We start from the raw sequence: 20,382 nt of genomic DNA, 5'->3' as shown, positions 1-20,382 counted from the left end.
ATGAGCACCGATTCCGACGCCATTGGTCTCGCAATCGAACCGCCAGCACGATGGCGCGATCGCGTCCGCACCTGGTCCGGCTCAGTCCCCTATGTCCGCGCCACCGATACCCTGATCGCCTTGGCCGCGGCGTCGCTACCCTGGACGACCACGGCACTCGCCGTTTTCATGCTGCTGTGGCTTGTCGCCGTGATCCCGACCATCGACTGGCGGCAGTTCGTGCTCGACCTCGCGCAGCCGGCCTTTGCGTTGCCGATCGCGCTGGTCGCACTCGCGCTGATCGGCGTGGCGTGGTCGGAGACGAGCTGGGTAGAACGGCTGCAAGGCATCAAGCCGCTCAGCAAGCTGCTGCTGCTTCCGTTCCTGCTCGGCTATTTCCAGCGCTCGCAGCGCGGGCTCTGGGTGTTCTTGGCCTTCCTGGTGTCCTCCTCGGTGCTGATGATCCTGTCCTGGATCGTGCTGGCGCTGCCGCAGCTCAAGCTCGCGCACACCGCCTCCGACGGCGTGCCGGTCAAGAACTACCTCGACCAGAGCCAGGAGTTCGCGCTCTGCGCGTTCGCGCTGGCGCTGCCGGCATTGACGGCGGTGCGGGCCAGGCAATGGCGCATCGCAGTCGGCGCCATCGCGCTGATGCTGCTGTTCGTCGCCAACATGCTCTATGTCGTCTCGGCCCGGACCGCGCTGGTCTACATGCCGGTGCTGTTGATCCTGTTCGCCTTGTTGCATTTGTCGCGGCGCGCCACCCGGCTGCTGTTCGCCGTCGTCGCGGTCACCAGCCTCGTGGTCTGGACCACGTCCCCCTACCTGCGCCAACGCATCGCCGATGTCGGTATCGAGTATCGGGCGCACGATACGTCAGGCATCGCTTCCACGGCGCAGCGCCTGACCTACTGGCGGAAGTCCGTGAAGTTCATCGGCGAGGCGCCGTGGCTCGGCCACGGCACCGGCTCGATCAGGCACATGTTCACGCAGGATGCCGTCGGACAAGCCGGCCTTGAGGCCGAGGTGATCAACAACCCGCACAACCAGACCCTTAATGTCGGGGTTCAGTGGGGGCTGATCGGCATCCTGCTGCTCTACGCGCTCTGGATCAGCCACGTCAGGCTGTTCGCCGGCCGCGATCTCGTGAGCTGGATCGGACTCGCCGTGGTCGTGCAGAACATCACAAGCTCGCTGCTCAATTCGCATCTGTCCGATTTTCACGAGGGTTGGATGTACGTGATCGGTGTCGGCGTCACCGGCGGCATGGCGCTCCGCGCCCGCCGGCCGGAAAATGCGGACGTGTGACTCACAGATCGCGCCACGCGTTCAGTGTCGTCCCGGCGAAGGCCGGGCCCCATTCCCCCAAGCTCTTGTTATTGCGCGTCGCTGAAACGACGAGTCCCTTCAACAACGTCCGCCGCGGAGTATGGGTCCCGGCTTTCGCCGGGACGACGGCGGTGTTTGCGGCGCTGGCAACGCCGTTCTAACAACCGACCGCCTACCGCGACGCTTCGTGCCCGACCTCGCCGGTGATCACGTCGCCGAACAGCTCCCATGCCTCGCCGTTGAAGCGCATCAGCTGCATCTGCTCGATCGGGAAGTAGTCGTCGGGGGAGGTGTTGACCATGACGCCCGGCAGCATCAGGTCGGAGTGGAAGTTCTTCAGGCTGGCGGCCTGCTTCATCACGTTCTCGCGCGTGAGATTGTCGCCGCATTGCTTCAGCACCTGCATCATCGCCTCGGCCTGGACATAGCCATAGAGGTTGTTGGCGTTGGCCTTGTCGCCGTCGGGGTAATACTTGTCCATGAAGGCGCGCCAGTTTTGCACCGCCGGATCCTTGTCCCAGGTCGGATCGGTCGGGTCTTTGAGATAGGCGGTCGAGATGATGCCCTTGGAGAACTCGAGTCCGGCCGGTTTCAGCACCGAGGCGACCGAGGTCGCGGTGTTGGCGAGGAAGAATTTCGGCTTCCAGCCGAGCTCGCCCACTTTCCGGATCGCCTGCGCCGATCCCTTCGGCGCCGCCCAGGAGAAGAAGATGTCGGCGCCGGAATCGTGCAGCGCGACGATCTGCGAATCGATCGAGGGATCGGAGACCTCGTACGACTTGTCGGCGATGATCATGCCGACCTTGTCGCCGAGCCCGTCCTTCAGGCCCTTGAACTGATCCTTGCCGGCATCGTCATTCTGCCAGAACACCGCGATCTTACTGTCGGGGAATTTGTCGCGAATGTACTTTGCGTAGATGCGGCCCTCGCTCTGGTAGTTGGGCTGAAAGCCCATCGTCCAGGGGAAGTTCTTGGGGTCGCCGAACTTGGTGCCTCCGGAGGCGACGAACAATTGCGGCACCTTCTTGGCATTCATGTATTTCATGATTGCCGAATTGGACGGCGTGCCGAGCGGCTGGAAGATCAGCAGCACCTCGTCGCTCTCGACCAGCTTGCGCGCCTGCTCGATCGCCTTTGGCGGCGAATAGGCGTCGTCGTAGCTGATGAAGTTGATCTTGCGGCCGTTGATGCCGCCCTGCTCGTTGATCATCTTGAAGAACGCGGCCTCGGTCTTGCCGATCACCCCATAGGACGACGCGGGGCCGCTGTATGGCATGATGTTGCCGATCTTGATTTCGCCATCACTCGCGCCGGGATCGTATTTCTTCTGCGCGGTGGCCGAGGTCGCGATCAGTGCGGCACTTGCGAACGCCGCGATTGCGCCAATATATCCGAAACGAGCCGGCATCGTTTTCTCCCGATTTTTGTCGTTGGTTTTGGCGGCAAGTCTCGCAAGAGACGCATGTGCTGGCAAGCGTTGGGTTTTTCCGTTGGGCGAAACGGCATTGTTGCCTGGCGCTATTTATGATTGAAGGTCGATCTGGGGATCACGAGTCGAGGCGTTCTGATTGCGTAAGCCGGACATCCGTACCGGTCCGCGGCATCCGCATCTTGCGGCCGCGGGCTATGAGATCACGCGCCGCCTCAGCGAGTCTGCGTTGGCGAAGCGTGGCCTGCACAAGGCCAATGGCGCGTTCGCGCAGCGCACGATCGCCTCGATCCGCGAGAAGCTGCAGCGCGGCGAGACCGTCTATATCGCAGGCCTCGCCTGCCCCGGCACGCACAACACCGGCGTCGCGCTGGTCGAGATCACCCGGAAGGACGGACCGCGCCTGATCGTCAACAACGAGGAAGAGCGCTTCTCCGGCAACAAGCACACCAACGAGTTCCCGCAATACGCACTCGACGACATGCGCAAGGTGTTGCAGCGGATGGGCCGCGATGTCGGCGACATCGCCGCCTTCGTCACGACATGGGACTATCCGGCGCTGCTGGCGATGCTGATCCGCACCTCGCTCGAGGAAGCGCCGGCCAGCCTCAAATTGCTGCGCGCCCCGATCGCTCCGGCAATCAATCTGCGCCAGCTGGATCAGGTGCGGCGGCTGTCGCGCCGGCTCGGCAGGATGTACGGGCTCGACAAGCAATTGCCGCTGATCTGCATGCCGCACCACGACAATCACGCCTGGTACTCGTTCACGGCCTCTCCGTTCGCCGATACGCGCGAACGGGTCGCGATCGCGGTGCTCGACGGCACCGGCGACGTCGGCTCGATCTCGCTCTATGTCGCCGAGAATGGCGAGATGAAGCAGCTCTATTGCAATGAGAGCCTGTTCGACTCGCTCGGCGCCTTCTACACCGTGATCTCGTCGAGCCAGGGCGGCTGGACCTGGCTCTCCAGCGAGGGCCGCTACATGGGCGCCGCCGCCTGGGGCGACATGAACCGCGCCACCAATCCGTATTATTCGCGCCTGAAGGCGGTGCTGCAGCTCGGGCCCAATGGCAGCGTGCAGCTCAATCGCGCGATGGCCAATTGGTACGCCGATCCCGCCGACGATCCCTATCATCCGCCGCTGATTGACATTCTCGGTCCGCCGCTGCGCCCTGACCAGCTCTGGAATCCCGACGCCGTGTTGCGCGTCGAGGACATCAATCACCGCCCCGACACCAAGGACCGCGTCGATAAGGCAGCCGCGACGCAACTGGTGTTCGAGGACGCGATGATCCACGTCATCGACCATCTCCTGCGCACCACCGGCACCGACCGCCTGGTGCTGACCGGAGGCGTCGCGCTGAACGCGCTCGGCAACATGCGTCTGCTCGAGCATTTCGACGAGGCGTGGTTTGAGCGGGCGCAGCAGCGCAAGACGCGACTGCATATGTGGGTGCCGCCGGTGCCCGGCGATCCCGGCGTGCCGATCGGCGCCGCCTGGCTGTTCGCGCATATGGCGGGCGCGCCGCGCGGCGCGCCGCTGTCGCACGCATTCTATTGCGGCCTGCCGCCCTCGAACGCCGACATCACCGCGGCGTTGCAAGCCGACGACATCGCCTCGACCGAGATCGGCAATGTGGCGACGTCAGAAGGGCGCGACGCGGTTGCCGACCTGATGGCATCCATGGTCGCGCAAGGCGGCGTGATCGCGATCTATCAGGGCGCCGCTGAAACCGGCCCGCGCGCGCTCGGCCATCGCTCGATCCTCGCCAATCCCTGCGATCCCGAGGTGCGCGAGCGGCTCAACGAGCGCGTCAAGTATCGCGAGGCGATCCGGCCACTGGCGCCGATGGCGACGCTAGAGGCCGCGCTCGACTATTTCGAGCTGGAAGACGGCGCCTCCGATGCCGACTACAACGCCTATAACTACATGGTGCTCACGGCGCATTCGAAGCCCGAGGCGCGCGCGAAGATTCCGGCGGTGGTGCATGCCGACGGCACCGGCCGCATCCAGATCGTACGCGAGGCGGACGATCCCCTCACCCATGCCTATCTGAAGGCGCTCGGCCGCCATATCGGCGTCGAGATGTCGGTCAACACCTCGTTCAACGTCGCAGGGCCGATCGCGCAGACGCCGGCGCAGGCGATGGACACGCTGCGCCGCTCCAAGGGGCTAGATGCCGTGGTGCTGGTCGCGGACGACGGCACCGCCCATGCCGCCTGGCACGGCGGCGAGCGCGACAGCGGACGCTTCAGCGGATGGTATGCGGCGTGGAAGCAGGCGCGCGGCTGAACCAGGCCAGCACGCGGCCGTCGATCAGCAGCAGCGCGCTCGCGATCACCAGTGCGCCGATCACCTCGCGCAGCGCGATCGGCTCGCCGAGCACGAGATATCCGAGCAGCAGCGCGGTGACCGGAATCAGCAGCGTCACCAGCATCACATTGGTCGCGCCGGAGCGCTGCAGGATCTGGAAAAACACGATATAGGCCAGCGCCGTCGACAGCGCCGCGAGCCCGAGCACGGCGAGCCATGTCGCCGGATGCGGCATCGGCAACAGCCACGGCCGTTCGACGACGGCGGCGATGGGCGCCATCAGCACCGCCGAGGCGATCATCTGGAACGTCGCGGTCCCCAGCGGCGGCACCCGCTGCGGCAGCCGCCGCCCGATCAGCGCCGCAAGGCCGTAGCTGAAGGCGCCAGCGAGGCACAGCAGGATGCCGATGCCCTGCCGGCTGTCGAAACCGAGCGCATCGCCGTGCAGGATCGCAACCCCGATCAGCCCGACCAGGACGCCCGCCACGCGCCGCGCCTGCAGCCGCTCCTCGCCGGCCGCCGCCATCACGACCACCGCGAACAGCGGCGTCGTCGCATTGAGGATCGAAGCCAGCCCGCTCGGAATATAGGTCTGCCCGAACACGATCAGCGCGAACGGCAGCACATTGTTGAACAGCCCCATCGCGGCGAACGGGACCCAGCCGGACAGGCCGCGCGGGAATTCGATTCCGGCGGCCCGCAGCAGCGGCAGCAGGATGATCGTGCCGAGCGCGACGCGCAGCAGCACCAGGGTCAGCGGCGGCAATTCGCGCAGGATCACGCCGTTGAAGAAGAACGAGCCGCCCCAGAGTACCGACAGCAGGATAAGCAGCCCCCAGTCGCGGCGATCGATGCGGTTGTCGGCGGAAGGCATGTCGGGCACTCACCTGCAGTCGGACAGGTGACTAGGGCAGCGCCGCGAATATTCCCACCCGATTTCCGAGAATGGCGGCCCGCCTATTTCGGCCGCGACACGATCTCGATCATCTGGCCCTCGTCGGCGTCGGGCGCATGGGCCTTCGCCTTGTCGTAGGCGGCGAGCGCGGCGCGGCTAACGGGTACGCCGGGCAGCAAGGTCTCGGCGAGCCGCACGGCGTAATCGGCGTCCTTGTGGCGCAGCGCCGCGGTGAACGATGCGCCGGAGAAGTTGCGGTCGATCATCCGCTTGGAGTGGCGGATCACCTGCGGGCTTGCCACCGCGCCGGTCGCCAGCGCCTCGGCCACCAGTTGCATGTCAAGGCCGGCCTGCTCGGCGATCGCGACGCCCTCGGCGAGGCTTGCGATCTGCACCGCGCCGATCAGGTTGTTGATCAGCTTGAACACGGTGCCGGTGCCGACCGGGCCGAAATGCCGGATCGTGCTGCCGATCGGCGCGAGATAAGGCTGCGCGCGTTCCAGATCGGCCGGATCGGCCCCCACCAGCAGCGTCAGCTTGCCGGCGGCCGCCGCCTCCGGCAGGCCGGTGACCGGACAATCGATGTAGATCAGGCCGCGGCTGTTGAGCTCGCGCGCCATCTCGAGCGTGTGCTGGTACGAGACCGTGGAGCATTCGATCGCGAGCGTGCCGGCCTTCATGTTGGCGGAAGCGCCGTCCTTGGTCAGCCAGACCGCGCGCGAGGCCTCGTCGTCGGCGACCATGGTCACGACAGCATCGGCGTCGATCGCGGCATCCTCCGGCGAGGTCGCCCACAGCGCACCGCGGGCGATCAGGTCGGCGGCCTTGGCCTTGCTCCGGTTCCACACCGCGACCGTGAAGCCGGCATCGAGGTAACGGCCGGCCATGCCGTGGCCCATGCGTCCCAATCCAATGAAAGCGACGCGCGGCATGGGCTAATCCACATCCTCGACGGAGCCGGGCCCGGTGCCGAAGGCACGCTGCGCCAGCGTCGCCGCCATGAATTCATCGAGATCGCCATCGAGCACCCCCGACGTATCGGAGGTCTGCACACCGGTGCGCAGGTCCTTCACCATCTGATAGGGCTGCAGCACGTAGGAGCGGATCTGGTGACCCCAGCCGATATCGGTCTTGGCGGCCTGATCGGCAGCGGCCTGCTCCTCGCGCTTCTTCAGCTCGATCTCGTAGAGCCGCGCGCGCAGCATGTCCCAGGCCTGCGCCCGGTTCTTGTGCTGGGAGCGGCCGGCCTGGCAGACCACCGCGATGCCGGTCGGAATATGGGTGAGGCGCACCGCCGACTCAGTCTTGTTGACGTGCTGACCGCCGGCGCCGCCCGACCGCATGGTGTCGGTGCGGACATCGGACTCCTTGATCTCGATCTTGATGGAGTCGTCGATCACCGGGAAGATCTGCACCGACGAGAACGAGGTGTGCCGCCGCGCGTTGGAATCGAACGGCGAGATGCGCACCAGGCGATGCACGCCGGCCTCGGTCTTCAGCCAGCCATAGGCGTTGTGGCCGCTGATCTGGATGGTGGCGGACTTGATGCCGGCTTCTTCGCCCTGGGACTCTTCCAGGAACTCGATCTTGAAGCCGTGCTTCTCCGCCCAGCGCGTGTACATGCGCAGCAGCATCTGCGCCCAGTCCTGGCTCTCGGTGCCGCCGGCGCCGGCATGGACTTCGAGATAGGAATCGAACTTGTCGGCCTCGCCCGACAGCAGCGCCTCCAGCTCGCGCCGGGCGACCTCCTTCTTGAGGTCCTTGAGCGCCTTCTCGGCCTCGGCGACCACGCCCTCATCGTTCTCGGCCTCGCCGAGCTCGATCATGCCGACCTGGTCCTCGAGCTCGCGCTCGACCTTGCCGATGCCTGAGAGCGCGTCCTCCAGCGAGGTACGCTCCTGCATCAGCCGCTGGGCCTTCTGGGGATCGTTCCAGAGATTGGAGTCTTCAGCGAGCTTGTTCAGCTCGGCGAGACGTGCCGTCGATTGTTCGACGTCAAAGATGCCTCCTCAGCAGCCCGACTGACTGCTTGATCTCTTCAACAAGGCGTTCGATTTCCGCGCGCATGGTCTTTCAGGTGTTGGCTAAAAAGGTTCCGGGGGATGTAGCGACCGGCGCAGCAAAGCGCAATCGGCTTGGCCGCAATATCCCGGCGATTTGGCCGTGCCGGAGGCCCGAGCTGTTTCCGTTCCGATTGGATCGAAACGGGGCTCTAGGTTTTTGTTTTGACGCGTTTTCTTCACGCGAACCGGTATCCACTTCGCTTGAAAACGCGCTAGTAAAGCCCCCCGGTTCCCGGACGCATGAAGAAGCCGCCATCGGGCTGGGCCCCATTCTGCGACGGCTGCGGGCCAGGTGCTGGGCCGCGCCCATCGGCATCGGCGACGCCGATGACCGAATAGTTCTCCGGCGGCGCGGTGCCCGGCTTGAAGGCTTCGAGGATGGTGTTGCCGCCGTCGCCGGGGCCGGCGCGCATGCCGGTCTTGGCGTCGACGCGGATCAGCTTGATACCGGCCGGAACCTTGAACGGCGTCGGCGGCTTGTCGGCGAGCGCAAGCTTGAGGAAGTCGCGGGCGATCGGCGCGGCGACGTGGCCGCCGGTGGCGGCGCGGCCGAGATTGCGCGGCTTGTCGTAGCCCATGTAGACGCCGACTGCGAGATCTGGCGAGAAGCCGACGAACCAGACGTCCTTCTCGTCGTTGGTGGTGCCGGTCTTGCCGGCGATCGGCTTGCCGACCTCCTTCACGACGGTCGCGGTGCCGCGCTGGACAACGCCTTCCATCATCTCGGTGATCTGATAGGCGGTCATCGGGTCGAGCACCTGCTCGCGGCGGTCGACGAGCTGCGGCTCCGGCTGGCTCTTCCAGCCCCCGGGCGCGTCGCAGCCGCGGCATTCGCGGGTGTCGTGCTTGAAGATGGTGTGGCCGTAGCGATCCTGGATGCGATCGATCAGCGTCGGCTTCACCCGGCGGCCGCCATTGGCGAACATCGAATAGGCCGTGACCATGCGCATCACGGTCGTCTCGCCGGCACCGAGCGCATACGACAGATAGTTCGGCAATTCGTCATAGACGCCGAAGCGCTTGGCGTATTCGCCGACCAGCGGCATGCCGATGTCCTGCGCGAGCCGCACTGTGACGGTGTTGAGCGAGCGCTGCAGCGCGTTGCGCAGCGTGGTCGGGCCGTAATATTTGCCGGTCGAATAGTTCTCCGGACGCCACACGCCGGCGCCCTGCCCCTGATCGATCTCGATCGGCGCGTCGATCACGGTGGTCGACGGTGTGTAGCCGTTGTCGAGCGCCGACGAGTATACGATCGGCTTGAACGACGAGCCCGGCTGCCGGTAGGCCTGCGTCGCGCGGTTGAACTGGCTCTGGTCGAACGAGAAGCCGCCGACCATCGCGAGCACGCGGCCGGTCCACGGATCCATCGCCACCATGGCGCCGGACACTTCAGGCAATTGCCGCAGGCGATACTGGCCTTCGACCGCGTTGCCGTCCTTGGTCACCAGCGGGTCAGCGTAGATCACGTCGCCCGGCTGCAGCACCTGCGAAACCGCACTCGGCGCCTTGCCCTTGGTCTTGGCCCAGCGCACACCGTCCATCGTGATGATGCCGGTCTGCCGTTCCTTGCTGACCGCGCCGCCGAGCTCGCGGCCCGGCTGGAAGCCGATCCGCGCCGACTGATCGCTGGTCTCGAGCACGACGGCCATCCGCCACGGCGAGATGTCGGACAGCGACTTCACGTCGGCAAGCTTGACGCCCCAGTCACCGGAAATGTCGAGCTTGTGCAGCGCCCCGCGCCAGCCCTGAGCCTCGTCGTAATTGACGAGACCCGCGACCATGGTCTTGCGGGCCATCACCTGGATCTTGGGATCGAGCGTGGTGCGCACCGACAGGCCACCCTCGTAGAGCTTCTTTTCGCCATAACGCTCGAAGATGTCACGGCGGACCTCCTCGGCGAAATATTCGCCGGCGAAGATGTGCGCGCCGTTCGAGCGGCTGGTGACGTTGAGCGGGTCCTTGCGCGCCTTGTCGGCGTCGGCCTGCTTGATCCAGCCGTTCTCCAGCAGACGATCGATCACATAGTTACGGCGCTCGATCGCGCGGTCACGGTTGCGCACCGGATGCAGCGCCGCCGGCGCTTTCGGCAGCGCCGCGAGGTAGGACGCTTCCGCGATCGTCAGCTCGTTGACCGACTTGTCGAAATAGACCAGCGACGCCGCCGCGATCCCGTACGCACCGAGGCCGAGATAGATTTCGTTCAGATAGAGCTCGAGGATGCGGTCCTTGGAATAGGCGCGCTCGATGCGCATCGCCAGCAAGGCCTCCTTGATCTTGCGGCTGAACGAGACCTCGTTGGTGAGCAGGAAGTTCTTCGCGACCTGCTGGGTGATGGTCGAGGCGCCCTGCGGGCGACGGTTCGAGCCGTAGTTCTGCGCATAAAGGATCGCGGCGCGCGCCATGCCCTGATAGTCGATGCCGCCGTGCTCGTAGAAGTTCTTGTCTTCGGCGGCGAGGAAGGCGTTGATCACGAGTTTCGGCACCGCCTGGATCGGCAGATAGAGCCGGCGCTCCTTGGAGTATTCGCCGAGCAGCGCGCCGTCGGCGGCATGTACGCGGGTCATCACCGGCGGCTCATAGTCCTGCAGCTGCGAGTAGTCAGGCAGATCCTTGGAGAAATGCCAGATGGCGCCAGCGACGGCGGCGACACCGACCAGGAACACGACGGTTCCGGCGGCGAACAAGAAACCCATAAACCGCACGAGCAGGCGCATTATCGACGTTCCGTTCCTACCCTCCGGCGCTCAGTCGTCAGAAGCGCCTGTCCAAAAGTGCGAAAGCCTCACACAACGAAGCTTGGGCCCAGCGAGCCACCTTGCGCACGCGAGTATACAAGAGCCGCCGGACAATATGGTCGATTCTGCGGACCTGCGGTCCATTGTCTATACCGTCGCGGCTGTGGCCAAACTAGGGCTTCGGCGCAACGGCCCCGGCTTTTCAGCGAGCCGATTTCACTTTGCCGACCCGGCAGTTGCCAGCCGTTTGGCGAAGAACGTGTCGATCGCCTGCACCATCGAGCCGACCGCCTTGTTCCGCCAGCTCTCGGAGACCAGGTGCTCGAGGTCCCCCTTGTTGGAGACGTAGCCGATCTCGACCAGCACGGACGGCACGTCGGGCGCCTTCAGCACCCGGAAGCCGGCCGATTTGAGCGGATGCTTGTGCATCCGCACGGTGGTCTTCATCTCGTCCATCAGAAGACGCGCGAAGCGATTGGAGAACGTCTTGGTTTCACGCTGCGCGAGGTCGATCAGAATGTCGGCGACCTCGGTCGGCTCGTCGGTCAGGTTCACGCCGGCGATGGCGTCGGCCTTGTTTTCCGCCTCCGCCAGCCGTTCCGCCTCGGCGTCGGAGGCCTTGTCCGACACCGTGTAGATCGTGGCGCCCTGGGCATCGCCCTCGCGGCGCGGCAGGGCGTCGGCATGGATCGAGACGAACAGTGCCGCGGACTGGGAGCGCGCAATCTTCACCCGATCGTTGAGCGGGATGAAAGTGTCGTCGGACCGCGTCATGACCACCCGATACTTGCCCGACTTCTCGATCCGGTCGCGCAGGGCAAGGCCAAAGCCCAGCACCAGGTTCTTCTCGGTCTGGTCGCCGGATTGCGTGCCGTTGTCGATGCCGCCGTGACCCGGATCGATCACGATCAGCGGGCGCGCGTCAGTGACCGCAACCGGCGGCAGCGCCGCAGACGTAACGGCCGGAATGGTCGCCGTGGTGGATTCGGAAATCGCCGGTTTCGATTCGGGCCGGCTCGCGGGCGCCAGCGACTGCACGAAGCTGGTGCGGTCGACCTCCTCGAAGTCCAGCACCAGCCGCGGCGGCTGGCCGTTGGCGGCATCGAGCACGTAGGAATTGGCGATCTTCACCGGTCCGGTCAGGTCGAACACGATCCGCGAGCCGCCGGGCATCACGAGACCATAGCGGAACGCCTTCACCAGGCCCCGCCCCGCCGAGCCGGTGCCGGCCGCGAGCTGAAAATCGACCTGCGGGATATCGACCACGACGCGGTAGGGGTCGGCCAGCGGGAAGGCGCGAAATTCGATCTTGCGGTCGAGGTCGAGGATGAATCGGGTCTGCTTGGCGTCGCCGGCGAGCCTGGCGCCGGATGCGACAGGGAAATTCGGGGCGCTCGCGGCCGGCGCAGGCTGGCCGTTCTGCGGTCCCTCGGCGGCGCTCGGGGCGCCGGCAATGGCAAACACCCATGTTGCGGCGCACAACAGCCCGCATCCCAGAAAAACAAGGTGTTTTGCGCGGTTCGCCACCCGATTCGTAGCCTCCCAGCTGCTTCTTACCGCATTAGAACCACACGGTTAATCGCTCCCTAATGACGCTCCGGCGAAAAGAACCGAGTGTTGCGGCGGCGTGACGCTTCCCTTGCACGCGGCGGTCAATCCACGTATGTACGAGGTGCTGACGGCTAGTACTCCCGGTTGTGTCGCGTTCAGCCTCCCGGTGCAGCGGTGGAACCTTCCTGATCGAAGATCCCGCCGTGTTTTTCCGGTCCCTCCCCAGCCAGCGCCGCGCGCGGCTGACACGGAGTGGCGGATTCAAGCCCGAGCGGCGTCCGGTCCCAGGCACACTCCCTCGCCAGAGGGACGGTTTGAGACACGGCATAACCGATTATCCGGTCCCTTGGGGCCTCGATATGCGATGGCCGGCGGGCGCTTCGGCGCCAGGCGGGGCTTTCAGCAAAAGATACGGCGGTATTTTTCGCCGCCAACATGTTTAGACGGGCCGACGCTTAATGCGCCAGACTGTATTGCCGACCAGGATCCCCCGAATGATCGCGCTGACGCGAGGTGAAAACTTCGCCCGTCGCATCATCCCGGTGAGTTCCCGTCCGGCGCTGCGCCGCGAGATGCGTTTCGGCCTTCCCCTCACCCCCGAATCAGGTGGACCGTCGCGTCACCGGGCGGCGCAGTTTGCGCGCGCCATGATCCGCGCCCGCCGCCGTCAAGAGCTCCAAAATGCCCAACAAGATGTTGATCGATGCCACCCACCCGGAAGAGACCCGGGTCGTCGTGGTCCGTGGCAATCGCGTCGAAGAGTTTGATTTCGAGACCGCCCAGCGCAAGCAGCTGCGCGGCAACATTTATCTCGCCAAGGTTACGCGCGTAGAGCCGTCGCTGCAGGCCGCCTTCATCGAGTATGGCGGCAACCGGCACGGCTTCCTGGCCTTCAGCGAAATCCATCCCGACTATTACCAGATCCCGGTCGCCGACCGTCAGGCGCTGATTGAAGCCGACGAGCGCGCCCATCGCGAGGCCGAGGAAGAGCACGAGAACCGCGGCCATCGCCGCCGGTCGCGCCATCGCAACGCCCGTCGCCGCGGCCATGGCGAGCGCGTCCAGAGCGAGGTGATCGAGGGCGCGAACGACACGCAGGCGCTGCCTACCATCGAGGCCCACGAACATCCCGTCGATGCCGAGCATCATGAACATGATGCCGGGCACCACGATCACGGCGTGGTCGCCCAGGAAGGCCACGAACATGAGGCGCATGATCATGCGCATCACGAGGACCATGAGCATCAGCATGATCATGACCACGACGATCATGGCCACCACGATCATGGTCACGACGACCATCACGACCACGATCATGCACATGATCACGACCGCGCCCCCGAGGTGAGCGAGGCGGCGGTTGCCGACGCCCCGTCCGACCCCGTCGTTGCTGTGGTCGAAGCCTCCGCCGCGTCGGCCGCGCCCGAGACCATCGACACGGTCGAGGTCAATCATGAGCCCGAGCGCGCCCATGAGGAGCAGATCGAGGAAAACGCCGCGCATGCCGACGACGCGCCGCACGTGGCTTCCGACGAGGTTCACGCCGCCGCCGATGAGCACGCGGTCGCCGAATATGGCGCGCTCGCCGAGGTGGTCGCGCCCGAGACCGGGCCGGGCGACGAGGCCGGCGAAGACGACGAAGAGGATGACGGCGAGGAAGGCGAGGAAGAGGACGTCGTCGAGTCAGTTGGCGGCGACGACGTGCTCGAGGAGGTTCCGGAGCGCCCGTTCCGTCCGCGCCGCCAGTACAAGATCCAGGAAGTGATCAAGCGCCGGCAGGTGATGCTGGTGCAGGTCGTCAAGGAAGAGCGCGGCAACAAGGGCGCCGCGCTGACCACCTATCTGTCGCTCGCCGGCCGCTACGCCGTGCTGATGCCCAACACCGCGCGCGGCGGCGGCATCAGCCGCAAGATCACCTCCGCCCAGGACCGTTCGCGGCTGAAGGAAGTGGTGCAGGATCTCGACGTGCCCGAGGGCATGGGGATCATCCTGCGCACCGCCGGCGCCTCCCGCAGCAAGCCGGAGATCAAGCGCGACTTCGAATATCTGATCCGGATGTGGGAAACGGTGCGCGACCTGACGCTGAAGTCGCAGGCGCCGACGCTGGTTTACGAGGAAGGCTCGCTGATCAAGCGCTCGCTGCGCGACCTCTACAACAAGGAGATCGACGAGATCCAGGTGGCGGGCGAAGCCGGCTACCGCGAAGCGCGCGACTTCATGAAGATGCTGATGCCGGCCAATGTGCGCGCGGTGAAGCAATATCGCGACGGCCAGCCGCTGTTCTCGCGCATGGGCGTCGAAAGCCAACTCGACGCGATGTTCTCGCCGACCGTGCAATTGCGCTCCGGCGGCTACATCGTGATCAACCAGACCGAGGCGCTGGTCTCGATCGACGTCAACTCCGGCCGCGCCACGCGCGAGCACCATATCGAGGACACCGCGCTTAAGACCAATCTGGAAGCGGCGGAAGAAGTCGCGCGCCAATTGCGCCTGCGTGACCTCGCCGGCCTGATCGTCATCGACTTCATCGACATGGACGAGAAGCGCAACAACCGCGCGGTCGAGCGCAAGCTGTCCGACTGCCTGCGCCAGGACCGCGCGCGGATCCAGGTCGGCCGCATCTCGCATTTCGGCCTCTTGGAAATGTCGCGCCAGCGCATCCGCGCCAGCGTGCTCGAAAGCTCGACGGAGCCCTGCCCGCAATGCGGCGGAAGCGGTCACGTCCGTTCGGTCTCGTCGGTGGCGCTGCAGCTCCTGCGCGGCATCGAGGAAATCCTGATGAAGGGCGCGACCCACAATCTGGTGGTCCGCACCCGTACCGACGTCGCGCTCTACGTGCTCAATCACAAGCGCGGCCATCTGCGCGACCTCGAAGACTCCTTCCGGGTTTCGCTGTCGATCGTCGCGGACGCCACAGTGCACGGCCAGCAGTCCTACATCATCGACCGCGGCGAGCAGGTGCATACGCTCGAAGCCGCCAAGGCGCTGCTTGCTGCGCAGACTGCTGCGGCTCCGGCCCAGGCCGAAGAGGCCGATGACGAGGAAGAACTGTTCGAATACGAGGCCGAGATCGAGACCGACGAGACCGAGGGTCTCGCCGACGAGCGGGCGGCCGGTGATGAATCGGGCTCTGCCGAGGGCGAAGGCGACGGTCAGCGCCGCAAGCGTCGCCGCCGGCGCCGCGGCCGCGGTGGCGGCAGCGAGGCGCGTGAAGGCGCCCAGCAGCCGCGCGAGGACGGCGATCTCATGCATGTCCTGCCAGAAGGTACCGAGGCGGTTGCCGCCGCCGATGCCGAAGGTGATGAGGACGAAGGCGACGAACAGCAGACCGCTGCCCGCGACGACCAGGCCGGCAATGGCGATCGCCGTCCGCGGCGCCGCGGGCGCCGTGGCGGCCGCCGCCGGCGCGGCAGTGGCGGACCGGATGACGGCCTCGCCGGATCGATCTCCGATGAGTTGACCCCGGCGGCGACGTCGGAGGCCTCCGACGCAGTCGCCGATTTCGATAGCCATGATGCGGAGCCGGCTCCCTCGCTGGCGCAGCCCGAACTGGTCGCCGAGCCGCCGGAGTGGCAGCCGACCGAGGTCGCACCTGTTGAGCCGGTCGCGGCACCCGAGCCCGAAACCGCCGCGGCGTCTGCCGCCGAGGACACTGCCGAAGGTGACCGCGCGCAGCGCCGCCGTTCGACGGTGCGCGAAAAGGTCAACTTCGCATCGAGCCCACAGCCCGAGGCATCAGCGGCGCTGGTTCAAAGCCCGGCGGAGGAAGCTGCCCCTGAGCCGGCCGCGGCTGCTCCAGAACCGGCACCGGCCGCTGCGGCCGAGGCTCCGGCCCGCAAGGGCTGGTGGTCGCGCCGCTTCGGCGGCGGCAATTAGCACCACCTGCAAGTCAGAACGCCCGGCTCACGCCGGGCGTTTTTATTGAACAGGCAATCCGTTCGTCAGACGCCGGCGTAACGGAGCCTGACGGAGACGGATCCCAATGCAAAGCGCGATCGTTCTTGGCGGCGGCATGGTGGGCGTCAGCACGGCTCTGCACCTGCAGCGTCGCGGCTGGTCGGTGACGCTCGTCGACCGCAAGGAACCGGGCCGCGAAACCAGCTACGGCAATGCCGGCATCATCCAGAGCGAGGCGGTGCGGCCCTACCCGATGCCGCGCGATCCCGCCATCCTCGCCCGGATCGCGATGGGGCGCACCAACGACGTGCGCTACCGTCTGGCGTCGCTGCCGCAGCACGCCGGCCCGCTGCTGCGCTATTGGTGGAACTCGACGCCCGAGCGGCACCGTGAAGCCACCATCGCATGGGCGCGCCTGATCGCCTACGCCACCGCGGAGCACGACACGCTGATCCGCGATGCCCATGCCGATAATCTGATCCGCCGCGCCGGCTATCGCCTGCTGCATCGCGACCCGGCCGCGCTCGAACAGGCCATTGCAATCGCCGAGGAGAACCAGCGCGACTTCGGCGTGACGTTTCGCGTGCTTGACGGCCGCGAGCTCGCCAACGCGGAGCCGTTGCTGCGTGACGACCTGCCCGGCGCCATTCACTGGCTTGGGCCCTGGACCGTGTCGGACCCCGGCGGGCTTGTTTCCGCCTATGCCGGACTGTTCGAGCGTCTCGGCGGCACGTTGCTGCGCGGCGATGCCCAGACGCTGACGCAGACGACGTCCGGCTGGTCGGTCGACACCAGTGGCGGCCGGATCGATGCCGCCCACGTCGTGGTCACGCTCGGGCCGTGGTCACCGCAATTGCTGCGCAAGTTCGGCTACCGGATCCCGCTGGTGCGCAAGCGCGGCTACCACATGCACTACCAGGGCGGCCGCTCGCTCGACTTGCCGCTGGTCGACACCGCAAATGGATATGCGATGGCGCCGATGGCCAAGGGCATCCGCATCACCACCGGCGCGGAGCTGACCAGTCCCGACGCACCGGCGACGCCGATCCAGCTCGGCTACGCCGAAGCGGCCGCGCGCGAGCTGATCGAGATCGGCAGCCGCGTCGAGCCCGAGCCTTGGTTCGGCACCCGCCCCTGCACGACCGACATGCTGCCGGTGCTCGGGCCCGTGCCGCGCCATCGTGGGCTATGGGTGAATTTCGGTCACGGCCATCAGGGCTTCACGCTCGGCCCGGCGACCGCGCGCGTGCTGGCCGAAACGATGAACGGCGAGGCATCCGCGGTGGACACCTCGCCGTATCGACTGGACCGGTTCTGACGTCGACAAAGCGTTTTCGAGCGAAGTGGACTCCGGTTCGCGTGAAGAAAACGCGTCAAAACAAGGATCTTTAGTCCGTCGTCAACGCGGTCTCCATGTCGGTCGGGTCGACCTGCTTGGCGAGATTGGCGTTGAGCTTGTCGCGGTCGAGCTCGCCCTCCCACCAGGCGACGATCACGCAGGCGACGCCGTTGCCGCACAGATTGGTCAGCGCGCGGCACTCGCTCATGAACTTGTCGATGCCGAGCACGATCGCCATGCCCGGCACCAGCCGCGGATCGACCACCGCAAGCGTCGCCGCCAGCGTGATGAAGCCGGCGCCGGTGATGCCGGAGGCGCCCTTCGAGGTCAGCATCGCCACGATCAGGATCGTGAGCTGCTGGCTGAAGGTGAGATCGAAGCCCAGCGCCTGCGCGATGAACAAGGTCGCCAGCGTCATGTAGATGTTGGTGCCGTCGAGGTTGAACGAGTAACCCGTGGGCACCACGAGGCCGACCACCGATTTCGAGCAGCCGAGACGCTCGAGCTTCTCCATCAATGACGGCAGCGCGCTCTCCGAAGACGAGGTACCGAGCACGATCAGGAGTTCGTCCTTGATATAGGCCAGGAACTTGAAGATCGAGAACCCGGCGATCCGCGCGATGATGCCGAGCACCACGAACACGAACAGCGCGGCGGTCAGATAGAACGTCGCGATCAGCCCCATCAGGTTGAGGATCGCGCCGGTGCCGAACTTGCCGATGGTGAAGGCCATCGCGCCGAACGCGCCGATCGGCGCCGCCCGCATCACGATCGAGATGACGCCGAACACGGCGTGCGCGGCGTCGTCGATGAACGAGCGGATGGTGTGGCCGCGATCGCCGAGGCCCATGATCGCGAAGCCGAACAGCACCGAGAACAGCAGCACCTGCAGGATCTCGCCCTGCGCGAATGCGCCGACCACGGTGTCCGGAATGATGTGCAGCACGAAGTCGACGCTCTTCTGCGCCTCCGCCTGCTTGGCATAGCCGGCGACCGCCTGCGCGTTCGCCGCCGCATTGCCGAAGCCGGCGCCAGGCTTGATCAGATTGCCGACCAGCAATCCGATCACCAGCGCGAAGGTCGAGACGACCTCGAAATACACCAGCGCCTTGACGCCGATGCGGCCGACCTTCTTGGCATCTTGTATATGGGCGATGCCCGACACCACGGTGCAGAAGATGATCGGCGCGATCACCATCTTGATCAGCTTGATGAAGCCGTCGCCGAGCGCCTTGATCCACTCGTTGGTGGCAAGGCCCGGCCACAACCAGCCGACCAATGCGCCGAGCACGATCGCGATCAGGACCTGGACATAGAGAACTTTATACCACGGCTTGCTGCCGGCGCTCGCCGGCGCAGCCGTGACAACGGTTGCCGTTGCCATGTGTCACTCCCCCTCAGAAATGGCGGAAACAGCCAAGATCAACTTGGCGGTTCAAGTCAAATGGAACTGTGTGGGCCCTGCCGCTTATCCGCGATGATTGGTCCGCCACAGTGCCGGCGAAACCACGGCACTGCGCTGCGAAACCGATCCGAAAGGCAAAGCGAACGCCGGAAGGCTCTTGGTGGCTCTTGGAGTTTGAAGGCTCCTGGAGTTCGCGGGCTATTTAAGCCAATGCGCGATCCGTGCAACTGCTTCCTGCATCTCCGGGGCCGAGCGTGCATATGAAAAACGGATGAAGGCGCGGCCGTGGATCGGATCGAAATCGACGCCGGGGGTCGCCGCGACATGCGCCTTCTCGAGCATCTCGCTGGCGAAGGCGAAGCTGTCGGCGGTGAAGTCGGAGACGTCGGCATACAGGTAGAACGCGCCGTCTGCGGGGAGGAATTTGGTCAGGCCAGCCTTCGGCAGGCCTTCGATCAGGATGCGGCGGTTCTCCTGATAGCCGCGCTTGATCGCCTCCATCTCCTCGCGGCCTTCGAACGCCGCCTCGGCCGCGATTTGCGACAGGGTCGGCACCGAGATCGACAGGTTCTGCTGCAGCCGCTCGATCGGCCGCACCAGCACGTCGGGCACCACCATCCAGCCGACACGCCAGCCGGTCATGCAGAAGTACTTCGAGAACGAGTTGATCACGAGCGCGTTCGGCGACAGCTCTGCGGCCGTCACCGCAGCGAACGCGTAGTCGAGCCCGTGATAGATCTCGTCGGAGATGAAGCGGATGCCGGCGCTGTCGGCGGCCGCCATCAGGGTCGACAGCGCCTCGCGCGACATCATGGTGCCGGTCGGGTTGGCGGGGCTGCCGACCAGCACGCCCTTCAGCGGCGCCTTGCGGTGGGCGGCGAGCAGCGCCTCGCCGGTCAGGGCATGGCGGGTGTCGCCGGAGGTTTCGATCAGCACCGGCTCGCAGCCCAGCGCGGTCAGGATATGCCGGTACGGCGGATAGCCCGGCACGGTCACGGCGACCCGGTCGCCCGGTTCGAACATCGCAAGAAACGCCAGGATGAACCCGCCCGACGAACCGGTCGTGACGATGATGCGCTCCGCGTCGACCGTGCAACCATACGTGTCGCTGTAGTGCCGGGCGATGCGCGCGCGCAGCGAGGGAATGCCGAGCGCCGAGGTGTAGTCGATCCGCCCGTCCGCAAGCGCGGCCTGCGCGGCCGCGATCGCCGGCTTCGGCGCGCCTGCGGCGGGCTGCCCCACCTCCATATGGATGACATGGCCGCCGGCGGCCTCGATTCGCGCTGCCGCCGCCATCACGTCCATCACCATGAACGGCGGAACATCGCTCCGTCCGGACGCTGTCAACAGGCTGCTTACACGGTCTCTCGGTGTCGCTTCACGCATGGATTTCTGCTATTGCACGGCCGCTGCCGAATTCGGGTTCCCGTTACCGGCTGCCGCCCC

The 20,382-nt window shown here is 65.9% G+C and carries 13 protein-coding genes; 4 read left to right on the top strand and 9 right to left on the bottom strand.

The window, feature by feature from the left end:
• Positions 1-1,287 (top strand): O-antigen ligase family protein, encoded by a 1,287-nt coding sequence (locus QA639_RS20525; protein WP_283087182.1) that lies wholly within the window; start codon positions 1-3, stop codon positions 1,285-1,287.
• A gap of 193 nt (positions 1,288-1,480) precedes the next feature.
• On the opposite strand, the gene QA639_RS20520 is transcribed toward QA639_RS20525, so the two are convergent.
• Entirely contained in the window at positions 1,481-2,716 is a 1,236-nt protein-coding gene (locus QA639_RS20520; protein ID WP_050386556.1) for an ABC transporter substrate-binding protein, read from the bottom strand.
• A 160-nt stretch (positions 2,717-2,876) separates the two neighbouring features.
• Between QA639_RS20520 and QA639_RS20515 the strand changes: the two genes are divergently transcribed.
• Positions 2,877-5,030: a carbamoyltransferase C-terminal domain-containing protein gene (locus QA639_RS20515; protein WP_283087181.1), complete on the top strand. Its 2,154-nt coding sequence runs from the start codon at positions 2,877-2,879 to the stop codon at positions 5,028-5,030.
• On the opposite strand, the gene QA639_RS20510 is transcribed toward QA639_RS20515, so the two are convergent.
• From QA639_RS20510 to QA639_RS20485, 6 genes are all read right to left on the bottom strand, one after another.
• A complete protein-coding gene (locus QA639_RS20510) occupies positions 4,990-5,925 on the bottom strand; it encodes a DMT family transporter (RefSeq protein WP_028332236.1) in 936 nt (311 codons plus the stop codon). The two genes, QA639_RS20515 and QA639_RS20510, sit on opposite strands and share 41 nt — an antisense overlap.
• An 83-nt stretch (positions 5,926-6,008) precedes the next feature.
• On the bottom strand, positions 6,009-6,878 hold the full coding sequence (locus QA639_RS20505) for an NAD(P)-dependent oxidoreductase (protein ID WP_028332237.1): 870 nt from the start codon (positions 6,876-6,878) through the stop codon (positions 6,009-6,011).
• A gap of 3 nt (positions 6,879-6,881) precedes the next feature.
• A protein-coding gene (prfB, locus tag QA639_RS20500; RefSeq protein ID WP_152977819.1) for a peptide chain release factor 2 occupies positions 6,882-8,013 on the bottom strand; the annotation gives its coding sequence in 2 pieces (ribosomal slippage) (positions 6,882-7,943 and positions 7,945-8,013; 1,131 coding nt in all).
• A gap of 208 nt (positions 8,014-8,221) precedes the next feature.
• Positions 8,222-10,723: a penicillin-binding protein 1A gene (locus QA639_RS20495; protein ID WP_028332239.1), complete on the bottom strand. Its 2,502-nt coding sequence runs from the start codon at positions 10,721-10,723 to the stop codon at positions 8,222-8,224.
• Between the two features lie 237 nt (positions 10,724-10,960).
• Positions 10,961-12,271, bottom strand: a complete 1,311-nt coding sequence (locus QA639_RS20490; protein WP_283087180.1) for an N-acetylmuramoyl-L-alanine amidase — start codon at positions 12,269-12,271, stop codon at positions 10,961-10,963.
• A gap of 615 nt (positions 12,272-12,886) precedes the next feature.
• Positions 12,887-13,612, bottom strand: a complete 726-nt coding sequence (locus QA639_RS20485) for a hypothetical protein (RefSeq protein WP_028332241.1) — start codon at positions 13,610-13,612, stop codon at positions 12,887-12,889.
• A gap of 27 nt (positions 13,613-13,639) precedes the next feature.
• Between QA639_RS20485 and QA639_RS20480 the strand changes: the two genes are divergently transcribed.
• Complete coding sequence (locus QA639_RS20480) at positions 13,640-16,171, top strand: Rne/Rng family ribonuclease (RefSeq protein WP_428841059.1); 2,532 nt, start codon at positions 13,640-13,642, stop codon at positions 16,169-16,171.
• A gap of 106 nt (positions 16,172-16,277) precedes the next feature.
• A complete protein-coding gene (locus QA639_RS20475) occupies positions 16,278-17,510 on the top strand; it encodes an NAD(P)/FAD-dependent oxidoreductase (protein ID WP_028332243.1) in 1,233 nt (410 codons plus the stop codon).
• Positions 17,511-17,580: 70 nt separating this feature from the next.
• Here QA639_RS20475 and QA639_RS20470 read toward each other — a convergent pair whose 3' ends face one another.
• Positions 17,581-18,915, bottom strand: coding sequence for a dicarboxylate/amino acid:cation symporter (locus QA639_RS20470; protein ID WP_028332244.1), 1,335 nt, complete (start codon positions 18,913-18,915; stop codon positions 17,581-17,583).
• Between the two features lie 219 nt (positions 18,916-19,134).
• Positions 19,135-20,322 (bottom strand): pyridoxal phosphate-dependent aminotransferase, encoded by a 1,188-nt coding sequence (locus tag QA639_RS20465; RefSeq protein ID WP_157344946.1) that lies wholly within the window; start codon positions 20,320-20,322, stop codon positions 19,135-19,137.
• Positions 20,323-20,382 lie beyond the last annotated feature (60 nt).

This window comes from Bradyrhizobium pachyrhizi (genome assembly GCF_029714545.1).
Lineage (GTDB): Bacteria > Pseudomonadota > Alphaproteobacteria > Rhizobiales > Xanthobacteraceae > Bradyrhizobium > Bradyrhizobium pachyrhizi.
Note: the sequence above shows the minus strand (reverse complement) of the source record. Positions and strands in the feature narration are given on the sequence as shown.

What these genes read in the sequence shown, in the direction of transcription:
- QA639_RS20470 (WP_028332244.1), bottom strand. Translation starts at nt 18,915, where the DNA reads ATGGCAACGGCAACCGTTGTCACGGCTGCGCCGGCGAGCGCCGGCAGC.
- QA639_RS20475 (WP_028332243.1), top strand. Translation starts at nt 16,278, where the DNA reads ATGCAAAGCGCGATCGTTCTTGGCGGCGGCATGGTGGGCGTCAGCACG.
- QA639_RS20510 (WP_028332236.1), bottom strand. Translation starts at nt 5,925, where the DNA reads ATGCCTTCCGCCGACAACCGCATCGATCGCCGCGACTGGGGGCTGCTT.
- QA639_RS20505 (WP_028332237.1), bottom strand. Translation starts at nt 6,878, where the DNA reads ATGCCGCGCGTCGCTTTCATTGGATTGGGACGCATGGGCCACGGCATG.
- QA639_RS20495 (WP_028332239.1), bottom strand. Translation starts at nt 10,723, where the DNA reads ATGCGCCTGCTCGTGCGGTTTATGGGTTTCTTGTTCGCCGCCGGAACC.
- QA639_RS20520 (WP_050386556.1), bottom strand. Translation starts at nt 2,716, where the DNA reads ATGCCGGCTCGTTTCGGATATATTGGCGCAATCGCGGCGTTCGCAAGT.
- QA639_RS20485 (WP_028332241.1), bottom strand. Translation starts at nt 13,612, where the DNA reads ATGATCGTGGTCGTGATGGTCGTCGTGACCATGATCGTGGTGGCCATG.
- QA639_RS20525 (WP_283087182.1), top strand. Translation starts at nt 1, where the DNA reads ATGAGCACCGATTCCGACGCCATTGGTCTCGCAATCGAACCGCCAGCA.
- QA639_RS20465 (WP_157344946.1), bottom strand. Translation starts at nt 20,322, where the DNA reads ATGCGTGAAGCGACACCGAGAGACCGTGTAAGCAGCCTGTTGACAGCG.